This window comes from Pseudomonas sp. p1(2021b), assembly GCF_020151015.1.
Taxonomy (GTDB): domain Bacteria; phylum Pseudomonadota; class Gammaproteobacteria; order Pseudomonadales; family Pseudomonadaceae; genus Aquipseudomonas; species Aquipseudomonas putida_K.
Genome location: NZ_CP083746.1, coordinates 469,717 through 483,786, shown reverse-complemented (window position 1 = coordinate 483,786; position 14,070 = coordinate 469,717). Strand labels below are relative to the sequence as shown.

Genomic DNA, 14,070 nt, shown 5'->3' with positions numbered 1-14,070 from the left:
GGCCGCTCCTACAGGGCAGCGGAGAGTTACGCTGTCCTGTAGGAGCGGCCTTGTGCCGCGAAAGGGCTGCAGAGCAGCCCCAGCTTTTACATCTGCGACTGCAGGTAGTTCTCCAGGCCGATCGCCTTGATCAACCCCTGCTGCTTCTCCAGCCAGTAGGTGTGGTCTTCCTCAGTATCGGCCAACTGCGCACGCAGGATGTCGCGGCTGACGTAATCCTTGTGCAACTCGCACAACTCGATGCCTTTGCACAATGCCGCACGCACCTTGTACTCGAGCTTGAGGTCGGCCTCGATCATCTCGGGCACGGTGCTGCCCACTTCCAGATCATCGGCGCGCATGTCCGGCGTGCCTTCGAGCATGAGGATACGGCGCATCAGGGCGTCGGCGTGCTGGGTCTCTTCTTCCATCTCGTGGTTGATACGTTCGTAGAGCTTGGACAGGCCCCAGTCTTCGTACATGCGCGAATGGATGAAGTATTGGTCGCGTGCTGCCAGTTCGCCCTTCAGCAACGTGACGAGGTAGTTGATTACGTCCGGGTGACCTTGCATCGCCCTGCTTCTCCCTGTGAATACGTCAATGCCAATAGTGTGAACCAGCTTTGCCTCGCGGTCACGGAGAAAGGCGCAATTAGAAGTAAAAAATCGGCTAAACAGTAGTGATATTCATTGAAAAACCGCCCAAATGAGGGCGGTTCTTCTTTTCACTTCGACTTAGGCGAAATTCACGCCCAGCGCCTTGGCGACACCTTCGCCATAGGCCGGGTCAGCCTTGAAGAAGTACTGCAACTGGCGTTGCACCACATCCATGCTGACCCCAGCCATCGCGGCGGCGATATTGCTGATGAGCAAGGCTTGCTGCTCGGCATTCATCAGCCGGAACAACGCACCGGCATGGCTGAAGTAGTCGTTGTCTTCGCGATGATCGTAGCGGTCGGCAGCGCCTTGCAGGGCCAGGGCTGGCTCGGCATGGCGCGGCGACTGCTTGGGCGCGTCGCTGTAGCTGTTTGGCTCGTAGTTCGGGGCGCTGCCGTAGGTGCCGGACGCCATCGCACCATCGCGCTGATAGCTGTGCACCGGGCAGCGTGGGGCATTCACCGGCAACTGCTGGTGATTGGTGCCGACACGGTAGCGGTGGGCGTCAGCGTAGGCGAATACCCGACCTTGCAACATCCGGTCCGGCGACAGGCCAACACCCGGTACCATGTTGCTCGGGCCGAAGGCCGCCTGCTCGACTTCGGCGAAGTAGTTGAGCGGGTTGCGGTTGAGCTCCAATACACCGACCTCGATCAGCGGGTACTCCTTCTGCGACCAGGTCTTAGTCACGTCGAAGGGGTTTTCCGCACGGCCAGCGGCTTCGGCCTCGCTCATCACCTGGATGCACACGGTCCAACGCGGGTAGTCGCCACGCTCGATGGCCTCGAACAGATCACGCTGGGCGTAGTCCGGGTCGGTACCTGCCAGACGGGCCGCTTCGGCGGGTGCGAGGTTCTTGATGCCCTGCTGGGTCTTGAAGTGCCATTTGACCCAGGTGCGCTCGCCCTTGGCGTTGATCAGGCTGTAGGTGTGACTGCCGAAGCCGTGCATATGCCGATAGCCATCCGGGATGCCACGGTCGGAGAACAGAATCGTGACCTGGTGCAGCGCTTCAGGGGAATGGGACCAGAAATCCCACATCATCTGGGCGTTCTTCAGGTTGGACTGCGGGTGGCGTTTCTGGGTATGGATGAAGTCCGGGAACTTGAGCGGATCGCGGATGAAGAACACCGGCGTGTTGTTGCCCACGATGTCCCAGTTGCCTTCCTCGGTGTAGAACTTGACTGCGAAACCGCGCGGGTCACGCTCGGTATCGGCCGAGCCTCGCTCACCACCGACCGTGGAGAAACGCAGGAAGGTCTCGGTTTGCTTGCCGATGGTGTCGAACAGCTTGGCGCTGGTGTACTGGGAAATGTCATGGGTAACGGTGAAGGTGCCATAGGCGCCCGACCCCTTGGCATGCACCCGGCGCTCAGGAATGTTCTCACGGTTGAAATGGGCGAGCTTCTCGATCAGATGAAAGTCGTCGAGCAGCAGCGGGCCACGTGGGCCTGCCGAACGGGAGTTCTGGTTGTCGGCTACTGGGGCACCGCTGGCGGTGGTGAGAATCTTGCTCATGGGCTCTCCTTATCAGTCTAGGGCTGCCGCTGTATCGGCGTGCTGACAAGTATGGTCGAGCCTGGTTACAACAACTAATTCATTGAATTATTAGAATCGATAGAAAATAGCAATTCACACAAGCACAAAAAACCGGGCACGAGGCCCGGTTTCTTGTAGCAGACAGACGTCTTACTCGGCAGCTTCTACAGCACCACCGACCGGACGATCAACCAGCTCGACATACGCCATAGGCGCGTTGTCGCCAGCGCGGAAACCGCACTTCAGGATACGCAGGTAGCCGCCCTGACGGGTGGCGTAGCGCTTGCCCAGGTCGTTGAACAGCTTGCCGACGGCAGCTTTCGAACGGGTACGGTCGAAAGCCAGGCGACGGTTAGCGACGCTGTCTTCCTTGGCCAGGGTGATCAGCGGCTCGGCAACGCGGCGCAGTTCCTTGGCTTTCGGCAGGGTGGTTTTGATCAGCTCGTGCTCAATCAGCGACACAGCCATGTTCTGGAACATAGCCTTGCGGTGAGAGCTGGTACGGCTCAGGTGACGTCCACTTTTACGATGACGCATGATTCATTCCTTACCAAACACTACGTTCGGTGATTACGACGATCAGGCGGTCGCCTTGTCGTCTTTCTTAAGACTTGCAGGCGGCCAGTTGTCGAGGCGCATGCCGAGAGACAGACCACGGGAGGCCAGGACGTCCTTGATTTCAGTCAGGGACTTCTTGCCCAGGTTCGGAGTCTTCAACAACTCTACTTCGGTACGCTGAATCAGGTCGCCGATGTAGTAGATGTTCTCCGCCTTGAGGCAGTTGGCCGAACGTACGGTCAGTTCCAGATCGTCAACCGGACGCAGCAGGATCGGATCGATCTCGTCTTCCTGCTCGACTACAACAGGCTCGCTGTCACCTTTGAGGTCGACGAACGCGGCCAGCTGCTGCTGCAGGATGGTCGCGGCACGACGGATGGCCTCTTCAGGGTCCAGGGTACCGTTGGTTTCCAGGTCGATGACCAGCTTGTCCAGGTTGGTACGCTGTTCAACACGGGCGTTCTCGACCACGTAGGCGATACGACGCACCGGGCTGAACGAAGCGTCCAACTGCAGACGGCCGATGCTGCGGCTTTCGTCTTCGTCGGTTTGACGGGAGTCGGCCGGCTCGTAACCGCGACCACGAGCTACGGTGAGCTTCATGTTCAGGGCGCCGTTGGACGCCAGGTTCGCGATTACGTGATCGGGATTGACGATCTCGACATCGTGATCCAGCTGAATATCGGCAGCGGTAACCACCCCCGAACCCTTTTTCGACAAGGTCAGCGTAACTTCGTCACGACCGTGCAGCTTGATGGCCAGGCCTTTGAGGTTCAACAGGATTTCAATGACGTCTTCCTGTACACCTTCGATCGCGGAGTACTCGTGGAGTACGCCGTCGATCTCGGCCTCGACTACTGCACAGCCAGGCATGGAGGACAACAGGATGCGACGCAGCGCGTTGCCCAGGGTATGGCCGAAACCACGCTCGAGAGGCTCGAGCGTGATCTTGGCGCGGGTCGGACTGACAACCTGCACATCAATGTGGCGGGGTGTCAGGAACTCATTTACCGAAATCTGCATGGATGCACCTATTTTCTAGCCCTTACTTGGAGTAGAGCTCGACAATCAGGTTTTCGTTGATGTCGGCGGACAGGTCGCTGCGAGCAGGAACGTTCTTGAAAACGCCCGACTTCTTGGCAGCATCCACGTCAACCCACTCAACGCGGCCACGCTGGGCGCACAGTTCAAGGGCTTGAACAATGCGCAGCTGGTTCTGCGACTTCTCGCGAACCGCGACCACGTCACCCGGACGAACTTGGTAGGATGGAATGTTTACGGTCTTGCCGTTGACGCTGATTGCCTTGTGCGAAACCAGCTGGCGCGATTCCGAACGAGTGGAACCGAAGCCCATACGGTAGACGACGTTGTCCAGACGGCACTCGAGCAGTTGCAGCAGGTTTTCACCGGTAGCACCCTTCTTCGAGGCTGCCAGCTGGTAGTAACCGCGGAACTGACGCTCCAGGACACCGTAGATACGACGAACTTTTTGCTTCTCGCGCAGCTGGGTACCGTAGTCGGACTGACGGCCACGGCGCTGGCCGTGGATACCTGGGGCTGCTTCGATGTTGCACTTCGATTCCAGAGCGCGAACGCCGCTCTTCAGGAACAGATCGGTGCCTTCACGACGAGACAGTTTGCATTTTGGACCAATGTAACGTGCCATTTATCTGTCTCCTGATTACACGCGACGCTTCTTCGGCGGACGGCACCCGTTGTGCGGGATTGGCGTCACGTCGGTGATGCTGGCGATCTTGTAGCCGCAGCTGTTCAGTGCACGAACGGCGGACTCACGACCTGGACCTGGGCCCTTGACGTTGACGTCGAGGTTCTTCAGGCCATATTCCAGCGCAGCTTGACCAGCACGCTCAGCAGCGATCTGGGCTGCGAACGGGGTGGATTTGCGCGAACCACGGAAACCCGAACCACCGGAGGTCGCCCAGGACAAAGCGTTGCCCTGACGGTCGGTGATGGTCACGATGGTGTTATTGAAAGACGCATGGATGTGGGCGATGCCATCAACCACTGTCTTTTTGACTTTTTTACGAGGACGAGCAGCAGGTTTTGCCATGTCTATATTCCTGGGCGATTACTTGCGGATCGGCTTACGCGGGCCCTTACGGGTGCGTGCGTTGGTCTTGGTGCGCTGGCCGCGAACCGGCAGACCTTTACGATGACGCAGGCCGCGGTAGCAACCCAGGTCCATCAAGCGTTTGATCTTCATGTTGATGTCACGACGCAGATCACCTTCGGTGGTGATCTTCGCGACTTCGCCACGCAGGGTTTCGATTTGCTCGTCGCTCAGATCCTTGATCTTAGCGGCTGGGTTTACACCAGCGTCTGCACAGATCTTCTGTGCAGTAGTGCGACCGACACCATAGATGTAGGTCAGCGAGATAACAGTGTGCTTGTTATCTGGAATGTTGACGCCTGCAATACGGGCCATTCAGTGGGACTCCAATTGACAGCTACCTACGCCCCGGAAGCCAAGAAATAGGGCGCGAGATAATATCGCTGTAGAAACGAATAATCAACCCAGCAGCACACTAGCTGCTGGGTTTGAAGCGCGGATCACACTCAGCCTTGGCGCTGCTTGTGACGCGGTTCCGCGCTGCAGATCACGCGAACGATACCTTCGCGACGAATGATCTTGCAGTTGCGGCACAGCTTTTTCACCGATGCACGAACTTTCATTACCGACTCCTCGAACCTTAGGGGGTCTATCAGCGCAGCAGACCGCTGCCACCGTAGCCTTTCAGGTTGGCTTTCTTCATCAGGGATTCGTACTGGTGCGAAACGAGGTGCGATTGTACTTGGGACATGAAGTCCATCACAACCACTACCACAATCAGCAACGAGGTCCCGCCAAGGTAGAACGGCACGTTTGCTGCCACCACCAGGAACTGGGGCAGAAGGCAGACGGCCATCATGTAAAGAGCACCGAACATGGTCAGACGGGTCAGAACGCCATCAATATAGCGTGCCGACTGCTCACCAGGACGGATACCCGGAATAAAGGCACCGGACTTCTTCAGGTTTTCCGCTACGTCTTTCGGGTTGAACATCAGCGCTGTATAGAAGAAGCAGAAGAAAATGATCCCTGCACTAAACAGCAAAATGTTCAACGGCTGACCAGGAGCGATCGACTGCGAGATGTCCTGCAGCCAGCCCATACCCTCGGACTGACCGAACCAGGCACCCAGCGAAGCCGGGAACAGCAGAATGCTGCTGGCGAAAATGGCCGGGATAACCCCTGCCATGTTCACCTTGAGCGGCAAGTGGCTGGTCTGCGCGGCAAAGACCTTGCGGCCCTGCTGACGCTTGGCGTAGTGAACGGCGATACGACGCTGACCACGCTCGATGAACACCACGAAGCCGATAATCGCTACTGCAAGCAAACCGATAGCGACCAGGGCGAAAATATTGATATCGCCTGTACGCGCAGACTCGAAAGACTGCCCGATTGCTCTCGGAAGACCGGCAACGATACCCGCGAAGATCAACATCGAGATACCGTTGCCCACACCGCGCTCGGTGATCTGCTCGCCCAGCCACATCATGAACATCGCGCCGGCCACGAAAGTGGCAACGGCGACAACATGGAAGCCCAGGCCAACAGAAAACGCCACGCCCTGGTTGGCCAGGCCAATGGACATGCCAATGGCTTGAACCAGTGCCAGGATAACGGTGCCGTAGCGGGTGTACTGGCTGATCTTGCGACGGCCAGCTTCACCTTCCTTCTTCAACTGCTCCAGTTGCGGGCTGACCGCGGTCATGAGCTGCATGATGATCGACGCCGAAATGTACGGCATGATCCCCAGTGCAAAAATGCTCATGCGCTCCAGCGCGCCACCGGAAAACATGTTGAACAAGCTAAGAATGGTCCCCTCATTCTGCCGAAACAGATCCGCCAGACGGTCCGGGTTGATGCCAGGCACCGGGATATGCGCGCCGATCCGATAGACGATGATCGCCATGAACAGAAAGCGCAGACGAGCCCAGAGTTCCGACATCCCGCCCTTTCCGAGCGAAGAGAGAGCACCTTGCTTAGCCATTTATTCCTCGAACTTGCCGCCAGCTGCTTCGATAGCCGCACGCGCACCCTTGGTGGCTGCGATACCCTTGATGGTGACTGCGCGAGTGACTTCGCCCGACAGCATGATTTTCACGCGCTGTACGTGCTGGCCGATCACGTTGGCATCCTTCAGGGATTGCACGGAGATCACGTCGCCTTCCACCTTGGCCAGCTCGGACAGACGCACTTCGGCGCGGTCCATGGCTTTCAGGGAAACGAAGCCGAACTTCGGCAGACGACGGTGCAGCGGCTGTTGACCGCCTTCGAAGCCCGGAGCGATCGAACCACCGGAACGGGAGGTCTGACCTTTGTGGCCACGGCCACCAGTCTTGCCCAAACCGCTACCGATACCACGACCCGGACGATGCTTCTCGCGACGGGAACCCGGCGCTGGACTCAGATCATTGAGTTTCATCGATTAACCCTCGACCTTCAGCATGTAGTAAGCCTTGTTGATCATCCCGCGGTTTTCGGGAGTATCCTGGACTTCTACAGTGTGACCGATGCGACGCAGACCCAGGCCTTTAACGCACAGTTTGTGGTTAGGCAGGCGGCCGGCGGTGCTTTTGATCAGCGTTACTTTTACAGTTGCCATGATCAGATGATCTCCTCAACGCTCTTGCCGCGCTTGGCAGCAATGGACTCAGGAGATTGCATGGCTTTCAGACCCTTGAAGGTGGCATAAACCACGTTCACTGGGTTGGTCGAACCGTAGCACTTGGCCAGAACGTTCTGGACACCAGCAACTTCCAGGACAGCACGCATTGCGCCGCCGGCGATGATACCGGTACCTTCCGAGGCAGGCTGCATGTAGACCTTCGAGGCGCCGTGAGCGGCCTTGGTGGCGTACTGCAGGGTGGTGCCCTTCAGGTCGACTTGAATCATGTTGCGACGGGCAGCTTCCATGGCTTTCTGGATCGCGGCAGGTACTTCGCGCGATTTGCCACGGCCGAAACCAACACGGCCCTTGCCGTCACCTACCACGGTCAGCGCGGTGAAGGTGAAGATACGGCCGCCTTTAACGGTTTTAGCTACGCGGTTAACTTGAACCAGCTTCTCGATGTAGCCTTCGTCGCGCTTTTGATCGTTATTTGCCATAACTTAGAACTCCAGCCCGCCTTCACGAGCAGCATCAGCCAGCGCCTTGACGCGGCCGTGGTACTTGAAGCCGGAACGGTCAAAGGCAACTTGAGATACACCGGCGGCTTTCGCACGCTCAGCTACCAGCTTGCCAACCTTAGTGGCCGCGTCGATGTTGCCGGTGGCGCCATCACGCAGTTCTTTGTCCAAGGTCGAGGCGCTTGCCAGAACCTTGCTGCCGTCGGCCGAAATGACCTGGGCGTAGATGTGCTGCGAGGAGCGGAACACGCACAGACGCACGACTTCGAGTTCGTGCATTTTCAGGCGTGCTTTGCGAGCGCGACGCAGTCGAGTAACTTTTTTGTCGGTCATTTGCTAGGCCCTACTTCTTCTTGGCTTCTTTACGACGGACTACTTCGTCCGCGTAACGCACACCCTTGCCTTTGTAAGGCTCTGGCGGACGGAAGTCGCGGATTTCAGCGGCCACCTGACCAACCAGCTGCTTGTCGATACCCTTGATCAGGATGTCGGTCTGGCTGGGGGTTTCAGCGGTGATGCCGGCTGGCAGTTCGTAGTCCACTGGGTGCGAGAAGCCCAGAGCCAGGTTCAGGACGCTGCCCTTGGCCTGTGCCTTGTAACCAACACCGATCAGCTGGAGCTTGCGCTCGAAGCCTTGGCTTACGCCCTGGACCATGTTGTTCACCAGAGCACGGGTAGTACCGGCCATGGCGCGAGCTTGCTGGTCACCGTTGCGAGCGGCGAAACGCAGCTCACCAGCTTCCTGGGTGATTTCAACAGACGAGTGAACGTTCAGTTCGAGAGTGCCCTTGGCACCCTTCACCGAAAGCTGCTGTCCGGCGAATTTGACTTCGACGCCGGAAGGCAGCTTAACGGGGTTCTTAGCGACGCGAGACATGCCTATCTCCCCTTAGAACACTGTGCACAGAACTTCGCCGCCAACACCGGCAGCGCGCGCAGCGCGATCAGTCATCACACCTTTGTTGGTGGAGACAATAGACACGCCCAGGCCGCCACGTACTTTCGGCAGGTCTGCGACGGACTTGTACTGGCGCAGGCCTGGACGGCTGGAGCGCTTCAGTTCCTCGATGACCGGACGGCCTTCGAAGTACTTCAGTTCGATCGACAGGGAGGGTTTGGCTTCGCCACTGACCTGGTAGCCAGCGATGTAACCTTCGTCCTTCAGAACTTTGGCAACCGCGACCTTCAGGGTGGAGGAAGGCATGCTTACGACGGACTTTTCAGCCATCTGGGCATTACGGATGCGAGTTAGCATGTCCGCTAACGGGTCCTGCATACTCATGGGCTAGATGCTCCTGATACAAGAATTATTAGCCTTGCGGCTATCACAACCACCCGAGCGGGCAGGGTAAAAAACCCGGGCTCAGGTGAGCCGGTCATTCTAGACACAAGACAGAAACGAAACAAGCCCCATATAGGGGCTTGTTTGTTGGCGAGACCACCGACGGTCGGAAGATTGCTCCCCTTCCGTCGGGACTACACCGGCAGCGATTACCAGGAGGCCTTGACCAGACCTGGTACGTCACCACGCATTGCAGCTTGACGCAGCATGTTACGGCCCAGGCCGAACTTACGGTATACACCGTGAGGACGACCGGTCAGGCGGCAACGGTTACGCAGGCGCGAGGCGCTAGCGTCACGCGGCTGCTTCTGCAGAGCGACTACGGCAGCGAAACGCTCTTCAGGAGAAGCGTTCAGGTTGACGATGGTCGCTTTCAGCTCAGCGCGCTTCTTAGCGTACTTGGCTACCGTGAGCTGACGCTTCAGCTCGCGGTTTTTCATGCTCTTCTTGGCCATTTTCCTACTCCAATCAGTTGCGGAACGGGAATTTGAAAGCACGCAGCAGGGCGCGGCCTTCGTCATCCGTACGAGCAGTGGTGGTCAGGGTGATGTCCAGACCGCGCAGAGCATCGATCTTGTCGTAGTCGATTTCCGGGAAGATGATCTGCTCTTTCACGCCCATGCTGTAGTTGCCACGACCATCGAAGGACTTGGCATTCAGGCCGCGGAAGTCGCGAACCCGAGGCAGGGAGATCGCCAGCAGGCGGTCCAGGAATTCGTACATACGATCGCGGCGCAGGGTTACCTTGACGCCGATCGGCCAACCTTCACGAACCTTGAAACCCGCAATCGACTTGCGAGCGAAAGTCACGACCGGCTTTTGACCGGTGATCTTTTCCAGGTCGGCAACGGCGTTCTCGATGACTTTCTTGTCACCGACCGCTTCGCCCAGACCCATGTTCAGGGTGATCTTGGTTACGCGAGGAACTTCCATCACGTTCGCCAGCTTAAGTTCTTCCTTAAGCTTGGGAGCGATTTCGTTCCGGTAAATCTCTTTCAGTCGTGCCATTGTCTTCTACCTAGCAGTGTTCAAGCATCAACCGCTTTCTGGGTCGACTTGAAGACACGAATTTTCTTGCCGTCTTCAACCTTGAAGCCAACGCGGTCAGCCTTGTTGGTTTCACCATTGAAAATGGCAACGTTGGAAGCGTGCAGAGGCGCTTCTTTTTCGACGATACCGCCCTGGACGCCCGCCATCGGGTTAGGCTTGGTATGACGCTTGACCAGGTTGACACCGCCAACAACCAGACGGTTGTCAGCGAGCACCTTCAGCACCTTACCGCGCTTACCTTTGTCCTTGCCGGCGATCACGATGATCTCGTCGTCACGACGAATCTTTTGCATGTCGGATCTCCTTAGAGCACTTCAGGGGCGAGCGAGACGATCTTCATGAACTTCTCGGTACGAAGTTCACGGGTCACTGGCCCGAAGATGCGAGTGCCGATCGGCTCTTGCTTGGTGTTCAGCAGAACAGCAGCGTTGCCGTCGAAACGAATGATGGAACCGTCAGCGCGACGTACACCGTGACGGGTACGGACGACAACAGCAGTCATCACCTGGCCTTTTTTGACCTTACCGCGAGGAATAGCTTCCTTGACGGTAACTTTGATGATGTCACCGATACCGGCGTAACGGCGGTGGGAACCGCCGAGCACCTTGATGCACATGACGCGACGAGCGCCGCTGTTATCGGCCACATCGAGCATGGATTGAGTCTGAATCATAAAATTTCTCCGACCCTTCGCCCTTAGACTTCAACAGCGCGTTCGAGGACTTCAACCAGTGCCCAGGACTTGGTCTTGGCCAGCGGACGGGTTTCGCGAATGGAAACCTTGTCGCCGATCTTGCACTGGTTGGTCTCGTCGTGCGCGTGCAGCTTAGTCGAACGCTTAACGTATTTACCGTAGATCGGGTGCTTGACGCGACGCTCGATCAGAACGGTGATGGTCTTGTCCATTTTGTCGCTGACGACACGGCCAGTCAGCGTACGGACGGTTTTTTCAGCTTCAGCCATGATCACTTACCTGCCTGCTGGTTGAGCACAGTTTTCACGCGAGCGATGTCACGCTTAACTTGCGAGAGCAGGTGCGACTGCCCCAACTGGCCAGTTGCTTTCTGCATACGCAGATTGAACTGGTCGCGCAGCAAGCCGAGCAGTTGCTCGTTCAGCTGCTGTGCCGATTTTTCACGAAGTTCATTCGCTTTCATCACATCACCGTCCGCTTAACAAAGGAGGTGGCGAGTGGCAGCTTTGCAGCAGCCAGGGCGAAGGCCTCACGCGCCAGCTCTTCAGAAACACCCTCGATCTCGTACAGGACCTTGCCTGGCTGGATCTGGGCAACCCAGTACTCAACGGAACCCTTACCTTTACCCATACGAACCTCGAGAGGCTTCTTGGTAACCGGCTTGTCCGGGAATACACGGATCCAGATCTTGCCGCCACGTTTTACGTGACGGGTCAGGGCACGACGTGCCGACTCGATCTGACGGGCGGTGAGACGACCGCGAGCAACAGCCTTCAGGGCGAATTCGCCGAAGCTGACCTTGCTACCGCGCAGTGCCAGACCACGGTTGTGGCCGGTCATCTGCTTGCGGAATTTTGTACGCTTTGGTTGCAACATTTGGCGTACCCCTTACTTAGCAGCTTTTTTACGAGGCGCTGGTGCTTGCGGCTTCAGCTCTTCCTGGCGACCACCAATCACTTCGCCTTTGAAGATCCAAACCTTCACACCGATCACACCGTAGGTGGTGTGAGCTTCGTAGGTGTTGTAGTCGATATCGGCACGCAGGGTGTGCAGGGGCACACGACCTTCGCGATACCACTCGGTACGTGCGATCTCGGCACCGCCGAGACGACCGCTCACCTGGATCTTGATGCCCTTGGCACCAATACGCATGGCGTTCTGTACGGCGCGCTTCATGGCGCGACGGAACATTACGCGGCGCTCCAGCTGCTGAGCTACGCTCTGGGCAACCAGCATAGCGTCGAGTTCCGGCTTGCGGATCTCTTCGATGTTGATGTGCACAGGCACACCCATCTGCTTGGTCAGGTCCTGACGCAGCTTCTCAACGTCCTCACCCTTCTTGCCGATAACGATACCGGGACGAGCGGTGTGGATGGTGATGCGTGCAGTTTGAGCCGGACGATGAATATCGATACGGCTTACGGACGCGCTTTTTAGTTTGTCCTGGAGGTACTCACGCGTTTTCAGATCCTTCAACAGGTAATCTGCGTAAGTAGCGCCGTCTGCATACCAGACGGAGGTGTGCTCCTTGACGATTCCCAGGCGAATGCCAGTGGGATGTACTTTCTGACCCATCTGATCGACTCCGTTACTTGTCCGCAACCTTGACAGTGATATGGCAAGACCGCTTGACGATGCGATCAGCGCGGCCTTTGGCACGCGGCATGATGCGCTTCAGCGAACGCCCTTCGTTGACGAAGACGGTGGAGACCTTCAGGTCATCAACGTCTGCGCCTTCGTTGTGTTCGGCGTTGGCAACGGCCGACTCGAGGACTTTCTTCATGATTTCAGCGGCTTTTTTGCTGCTGAAGGCCAACAGGTTGAGCGCTTCGCCCACCTTCTTCCCGCGGATCTGGTCGGCGACCAAGCGGGCTTTCTGGGCGGAGATTCGAGCGCCCGACAACTTAGCGGCTACTTCCATTTCCTTACCCCTTAACGCTTGGCTTTCTTGTCAGCCACGTGCCCGCGATAGGTGCGGGTACCGGCGAACTCGCCCAGTTTGTGGCCGACCATGTCTTCGTTCACGAGAACGGGGACATGCTGGCGACCGTTGTGTACCGCGATGGTCAGACCGACCATTTGTGGCAGGATCATCGAACGGCGCGACCAGGTTTTCACTGGCTTGCGATCGTTCTTCTCCACCGCCACTTCGATCTTCTTCAGAAGGTGAAGATCGATAAAAGGACCTTTTTTCAGAGAACGTGGCACTGTCGTATCCCTCTAGTTACTTGCGACGACGGACGATCATGTTGTCGGTACGCTTATTACCACGGGTCTTCGCACCCTTGGTCGGGAAGCCCCATGGCGATACCGGATGACGACCACCGGAGGTACGACCTTCACCACCACCATGCGGGTGGTCAACCGGGTTCATGGCAACACCACGAACGGTTGGGCGAACGCCGCGCCAGCGTTTGGCACCAGCTTTACCCAGCGAGCGCAGGCTGTGCTCGGAGTTCGAGACTTCGCCCAGGGTCGCACGGCACTCGGCCAGTACTTTACGCATTTCACCAGAGCGCAGACGCAGGGTCACGTAAGCGCCTTCACGAGCGATCAGCTGAGCCGAAGCACCAGCGGAACGAGCGATCTGAGCACCTTTGCCCGGCTTCAGTTCGATGCCGTGAATGGTGCTACCTACTGGAATGTTGCGCAGCTGCAGGGTGTTACCGGCCTTGATTGGGGCCAGAGCACCTGCGATCAGCTGGTCACCGGCAACAACGCCTTTAGGGGCGATGATGTAGCGACGCTCGCCGTCTGCGTAGCACAGCAGGGCGATGTGAGCAGTACGGTTCGGGTCGTATTCGATACGCTCGACAGTGGCTGGGATGCCATCTTTGTCGTTGCGACGGAAGTCGACCAGACGGTAATGCTGCTTATGGCCACCACCAACGTGACGAGTGGTGATGCGGCCATTGTTGTTACGACCACCAGACTTCGATTTCTTCTCGATCAGCGGTGCGTGAGGAGCGCCTTTGTGCAGCTCCTTGTTGACCACCTTGACCACGAAACGGCGGCCAGGGGAAGTCGGTTTGCATTTAACGATTGCCATGATGCACCC

At 57.6% G+C, this 14,070-nt stretch carries 26 protein-coding genes; all 26 read right to left on the bottom strand.

All coding sequences use genetic code 11. From position 1 onward, the window contains the following. Positions 1-86 precede the first annotated feature (86 nt). Entirely contained in the window at positions 87-551 is a 465-nt protein-coding gene (gene bfr / locus K8374_RS02205) for a bacterioferritin (RefSeq protein ID WP_084857331.1), read from the bottom strand. Positions 552-713: 162 nt separating this feature from the next. Next, on the bottom strand, positions 714-2,153 hold the full coding sequence (locus tag K8374_RS02200) for a catalase (RefSeq protein ID WP_224457760.1): 1,440 nt from the start codon (positions 2,151-2,153) through the stop codon (positions 714-716). Between the two features lie 171 nt (positions 2,154-2,324). Further along, entirely contained in the window at positions 2,325-2,711 is a 387-nt protein-coding gene (gene rplQ, locus K8374_RS02195; RefSeq protein WP_043210290.1) for a 50S ribosomal protein L17, read from the bottom strand. Positions 2,712-2,753: 42 nt separating this feature from the next. Beyond that, on the bottom strand, positions 2,754-3,755 hold the full coding sequence (locus tag K8374_RS02190; protein WP_003255452.1) for a DNA-directed RNA polymerase subunit alpha: 1,002 nt from the start codon (positions 3,753-3,755) through the stop codon (positions 2,754-2,756). A 22-nt stretch (positions 3,756-3,777) separates the two neighbouring features. Further along, complete coding sequence (gene rpsD / locus K8374_RS02185) at positions 3,778-4,398, bottom strand: 30S ribosomal protein S4 (protein WP_084857327.1); 621 nt, start codon at positions 4,396-4,398, stop codon at positions 3,778-3,780. Positions 4,399-4,413: 15 nt separating this feature from the next. Then, the gene (gene rpsK, locus K8374_RS02180) at positions 4,414-4,803 is read right to left on the bottom strand and encodes a 30S ribosomal protein S11 (protein ID WP_003255454.1); all 390 of its coding nucleotides are present in this window, start codon (positions 4,801-4,803) and stop codon (positions 4,414-4,416) included. Between the two features lie 18 nt (positions 4,804-4,821). Continuing rightward, positions 4,822-5,178 carry a 30S ribosomal protein S13 gene (gene rpsM / locus K8374_RS02175; RefSeq protein WP_084857325.1) on the bottom strand — a complete coding sequence of 119 codons (357 nt, stop codon included), beginning with the start codon at positions 5,176-5,178 and terminating at the stop codon, positions 4,822-4,824. A gap of 131 nt (positions 5,179-5,309) precedes the next feature. Further along, positions 5,310-5,426, bottom strand: coding sequence for a 50S ribosomal protein L36 (gene rpmJ / locus K8374_RS02170; RefSeq protein WP_011531897.1), 117 nt, complete (start codon positions 5,424-5,426; stop codon positions 5,310-5,312). Positions 5,427-5,455: 29 nt separating this feature from the next. Beyond that, entirely contained in the window at positions 5,456-6,787 is a 1,332-nt protein-coding gene (secY, locus tag K8374_RS02165) for a preprotein translocase subunit SecY (protein WP_084857323.1), read from the bottom strand. Further along, positions 6,788-7,222 carry a 50S ribosomal protein L15 gene (gene rplO, locus K8374_RS02160; RefSeq protein WP_084857322.1) on the bottom strand — a complete coding sequence of 145 codons (435 nt, stop codon included), beginning with the start codon at positions 7,220-7,222 and terminating at the stop codon, positions 6,788-6,790. It abuts the gene before it with no gap. 3 nt (positions 7,223-7,225) lie between these two features. Beyond that, on the bottom strand, positions 7,226-7,402 hold the full coding sequence (rpmD, locus tag K8374_RS02155) for a 50S ribosomal protein L30 (protein ID WP_028690238.1): 177 nt from the start codon (positions 7,400-7,402) through the stop codon (positions 7,226-7,228). 2 nt (positions 7,403-7,404) lie between these two features. Next, the gene (gene rpsE, locus K8374_RS02150) at positions 7,405-7,905 is read right to left on the bottom strand and encodes a 30S ribosomal protein S5 (RefSeq protein WP_023382626.1); all 501 of its coding nucleotides are present in this window, start codon (positions 7,903-7,905) and stop codon (positions 7,405-7,407) included. Between the two features lie 3 nt (positions 7,906-7,908). Then, entirely contained in the window at positions 7,909-8,259 is a 351-nt protein-coding gene (rplR, locus tag K8374_RS02145) for a 50S ribosomal protein L18 (RefSeq protein ID WP_009397496.1), read from the bottom strand. A gap of 10 nt (positions 8,260-8,269) precedes the next feature. Further along, the gene (rplF, locus tag K8374_RS02140; protein ID WP_224457759.1) at positions 8,270-8,803 is read right to left on the bottom strand and encodes a 50S ribosomal protein L6; all 534 of its coding nucleotides are present in this window, start codon (positions 8,801-8,803) and stop codon (positions 8,270-8,272) included. 12 nt (positions 8,804-8,815) lie between these two features. Beyond that, positions 8,816-9,208, bottom strand: coding sequence for a 30S ribosomal protein S8 (gene rpsH / locus K8374_RS02135; protein ID WP_084857318.1), 393 nt, complete (start codon positions 9,206-9,208; stop codon positions 8,816-8,818). A gap of 209 nt (positions 9,209-9,417) precedes the next feature. Next, positions 9,418-9,723, bottom strand: coding sequence for a 30S ribosomal protein S14 (gene rpsN / locus K8374_RS02130; protein ID WP_013970638.1), 306 nt, complete (start codon positions 9,721-9,723; stop codon positions 9,418-9,420). A 13-nt stretch (positions 9,724-9,736) separates the two neighbouring features. After that, entirely contained in the window at positions 9,737-10,276 is a 540-nt protein-coding gene (gene rplE / locus K8374_RS02125; protein ID WP_084857317.1) for a 50S ribosomal protein L5, read from the bottom strand. A gap of 20 nt (positions 10,277-10,296) precedes the next feature. Then, on the bottom strand, positions 10,297-10,611 hold the full coding sequence (rplX, locus tag K8374_RS02120; protein WP_013970637.1) for a 50S ribosomal protein L24: 315 nt from the start codon (positions 10,609-10,611) through the stop codon (positions 10,297-10,299). Positions 10,612-10,622: 11 nt separating this feature from the next. Beyond that, positions 10,623-10,991 (bottom strand): 50S ribosomal protein L14, encoded by a 369-nt coding sequence (rplN, locus tag K8374_RS02115; RefSeq protein ID WP_008089810.1) that lies wholly within the window; start codon positions 10,989-10,991, stop codon positions 10,623-10,625. 23 nt (positions 10,992-11,014) lie between these two features. After that, positions 11,015-11,281, bottom strand: a complete 267-nt coding sequence (gene rpsQ / locus K8374_RS02110) for a 30S ribosomal protein S17 (protein ID WP_084857315.1) — start codon at positions 11,279-11,281, stop codon at positions 11,015-11,017. A 2-nt stretch (positions 11,282-11,283) separates the two neighbouring features. Continuing rightward, positions 11,284-11,475 carry a 50S ribosomal protein L29 gene (rpmC, locus tag K8374_RS02105; protein ID WP_002555481.1) on the bottom strand — a complete coding sequence of 64 codons (192 nt, stop codon included), beginning with the start codon at positions 11,473-11,475 and terminating at the stop codon, positions 11,284-11,286. Continuing rightward, positions 11,475-11,888, bottom strand: coding sequence for a 50S ribosomal protein L16 (gene rplP, locus K8374_RS02100; RefSeq protein ID WP_009397508.1), 414 nt, complete (start codon positions 11,886-11,888; stop codon positions 11,475-11,477). The genes rpmC and rplP overlap by 1 nt, the downstream gene beginning before the upstream one ends. A 12-nt stretch (positions 11,889-11,900) precedes the next feature. After that, entirely contained in the window at positions 11,901-12,587 is a 687-nt protein-coding gene (rpsC, locus tag K8374_RS02095) for a 30S ribosomal protein S3 (RefSeq protein ID WP_003255481.1), read from the bottom strand. Positions 12,588-12,600: 13 nt separating this feature from the next. Then, positions 12,601-12,933 carry a 50S ribosomal protein L22 gene (gene rplV, locus K8374_RS02090; protein WP_003103908.1) on the bottom strand — a complete coding sequence of 111 codons (333 nt, stop codon included), beginning with the start codon at positions 12,931-12,933 and terminating at the stop codon, positions 12,601-12,603. Between the two features lie 11 nt (positions 12,934-12,944). Further along, the gene (gene rpsS, locus K8374_RS02085) at positions 12,945-13,220 is read right to left on the bottom strand and encodes a 30S ribosomal protein S19 (protein ID WP_010486981.1); all 276 of its coding nucleotides are present in this window, start codon (positions 13,218-13,220) and stop codon (positions 12,945-12,947) included. A 16-nt stretch (positions 13,221-13,236) separates the two neighbouring features. Next, entirely contained in the window at positions 13,237-14,061 is an 825-nt protein-coding gene (gene rplB, locus K8374_RS02080; protein ID WP_084857313.1) for a 50S ribosomal protein L2, read from the bottom strand. Positions 14,062-14,070: the final 9 nt, after the last annotated feature.

What these genes read in the sequence shown, in the direction of transcription:
- bfr (WP_084857331.1), bottom strand. Translation starts at nt 551, where the DNA reads ATGCAAGGTCACCCGGACGTAATCAACTACCTCGTCACGTTGCTGAAG.
- K8374_RS02200 (WP_224457760.1), bottom strand. Translation starts at nt 2,153, where the DNA reads ATGAGCAAGATTCTCACCACCGCCAGCGGTGCCCCAGTAGCCGACAAC.
- rplQ (WP_043210290.1), bottom strand. Translation starts at nt 2,711, where the DNA reads ATGCGTCATCGTAAAAGTGGACGTCACCTGAGCCGTACCAGCTCTCAC.
- K8374_RS02190 (WP_003255452.1), bottom strand. Translation starts at nt 3,755, where the DNA reads ATGCAGATTTCGGTAAATGAGTTCCTGACACCCCGCCACATTGATGTG.
- rpsD (WP_084857327.1), bottom strand. Translation starts at nt 4,398, where the DNA reads ATGGCACGTTACATTGGTCCAAAATGCAAACTGTCTCGTCGTGAAGGC.
- rpsK (WP_003255454.1), bottom strand. Translation starts at nt 4,803, where the DNA reads ATGGCAAAACCTGCTGCTCGTCCTCGTAAAAAAGTCAAAAAGACAGTG.
- rpsM (WP_084857325.1), bottom strand. Translation starts at nt 5,178, where the DNA reads ATGGCCCGTATTGCAGGCGTCAACATTCCAGATAACAAGCACACTGTT.
- rpmJ (WP_011531897.1), bottom strand. Translation starts at nt 5,426, where the DNA reads ATGAAAGTTCGTGCATCGGTGAAAAAGCTGTGCCGCAACTGCAAGATC.
- secY (WP_084857323.1), bottom strand. Translation starts at nt 6,787, where the DNA reads ATGGCTAAGCAAGGTGCTCTCTCTTCGCTCGGAAAGGGCGGGATGTCG.
- rplO (WP_084857322.1), bottom strand. Translation starts at nt 7,222, where the DNA reads ATGAAACTCAATGATCTGAGTCCAGCGCCGGGTTCCCGTCGCGAGAAG.
- rpmD (WP_028690238.1), bottom strand. Translation starts at nt 7,402, where the DNA reads ATGGCAACTGTAAAAGTAACGCTGATCAAAAGCACCGCCGGCCGCCTG.
- rpsE (WP_023382626.1), bottom strand. Translation starts at nt 7,905, where the DNA reads ATGGCAAATAACGATCAAAAGCGCGACGAAGGCTACATCGAGAAGCTG.
- rplR (WP_009397496.1), bottom strand. Translation starts at nt 8,259, where the DNA reads ATGACCGACAAAAAAGTTACTCGACTGCGTCGCGCTCGCAAAGCACGC.
- rplF (WP_224457759.1), bottom strand. Translation starts at nt 8,803, where the DNA reads ATGTCTCGCGTCGCTAAGAACCCCGTTAAGCTGCCTTCCGGCGTCGAA.
- rpsH (WP_084857318.1), bottom strand. Translation starts at nt 9,208, where the DNA reads ATGAGTATGCAGGACCCGTTAGCGGACATGCTAACTCGCATCCGTAAT.
- rpsN (WP_013970638.1), bottom strand. Translation starts at nt 9,723, where the DNA reads ATGGCCAAGAAGAGCATGAAAAACCGCGAGCTGAAGCGTCAGCTCACG.
- rplE (WP_084857317.1), bottom strand. Translation starts at nt 10,276, where the DNA reads ATGGCACGACTGAAAGAGATTTACCGGAACGAAATCGCTCCCAAGCTT.
- rplX (WP_013970637.1), bottom strand. Translation starts at nt 10,611, where the DNA reads ATGCAAAAGATTCGTCGTGACGACGAGATCATCGTGATCGCCGGCAAG.
- rplN (WP_008089810.1), bottom strand. Translation starts at nt 10,991, where the DNA reads ATGATTCAGACTCAATCCATGCTCGATGTGGCCGATAACAGCGGCGCT.
- rpsQ (WP_084857315.1), bottom strand. Translation starts at nt 11,281, where the DNA reads ATGGCTGAAGCTGAAAAAACCGTCCGTACGCTGACTGGCCGTGTCGTC.
- rpmC (WP_002555481.1), bottom strand. Translation starts at nt 11,475, where the DNA reads ATGAAAGCGAATGAACTTCGTGAAAAATCGGCACAGCAGCTGAACGAG.
- rplP (WP_009397508.1), bottom strand. Translation starts at nt 11,888, where the DNA reads ATGTTGCAACCAAAGCGTACAAAATTCCGCAAGCAGATGACCGGCCAC.
- rpsC (WP_003255481.1), bottom strand. Translation starts at nt 12,587, where the DNA reads ATGGGTCAGAAAGTACATCCCACTGGCATTCGCCTGGGAATCGTCAAG.
- rplV (WP_003103908.1), bottom strand. Translation starts at nt 12,933, where the DNA reads ATGGAAGTAGCCGCTAAGTTGTCGGGCGCTCGAATCTCCGCCCAGAAA.
- rplB (WP_084857313.1), bottom strand. Translation starts at nt 14,061, where the DNA reads ATGGCAATCGTTAAATGCAAACCGACTTCCCCTGGCCGCCGTTTCGTG.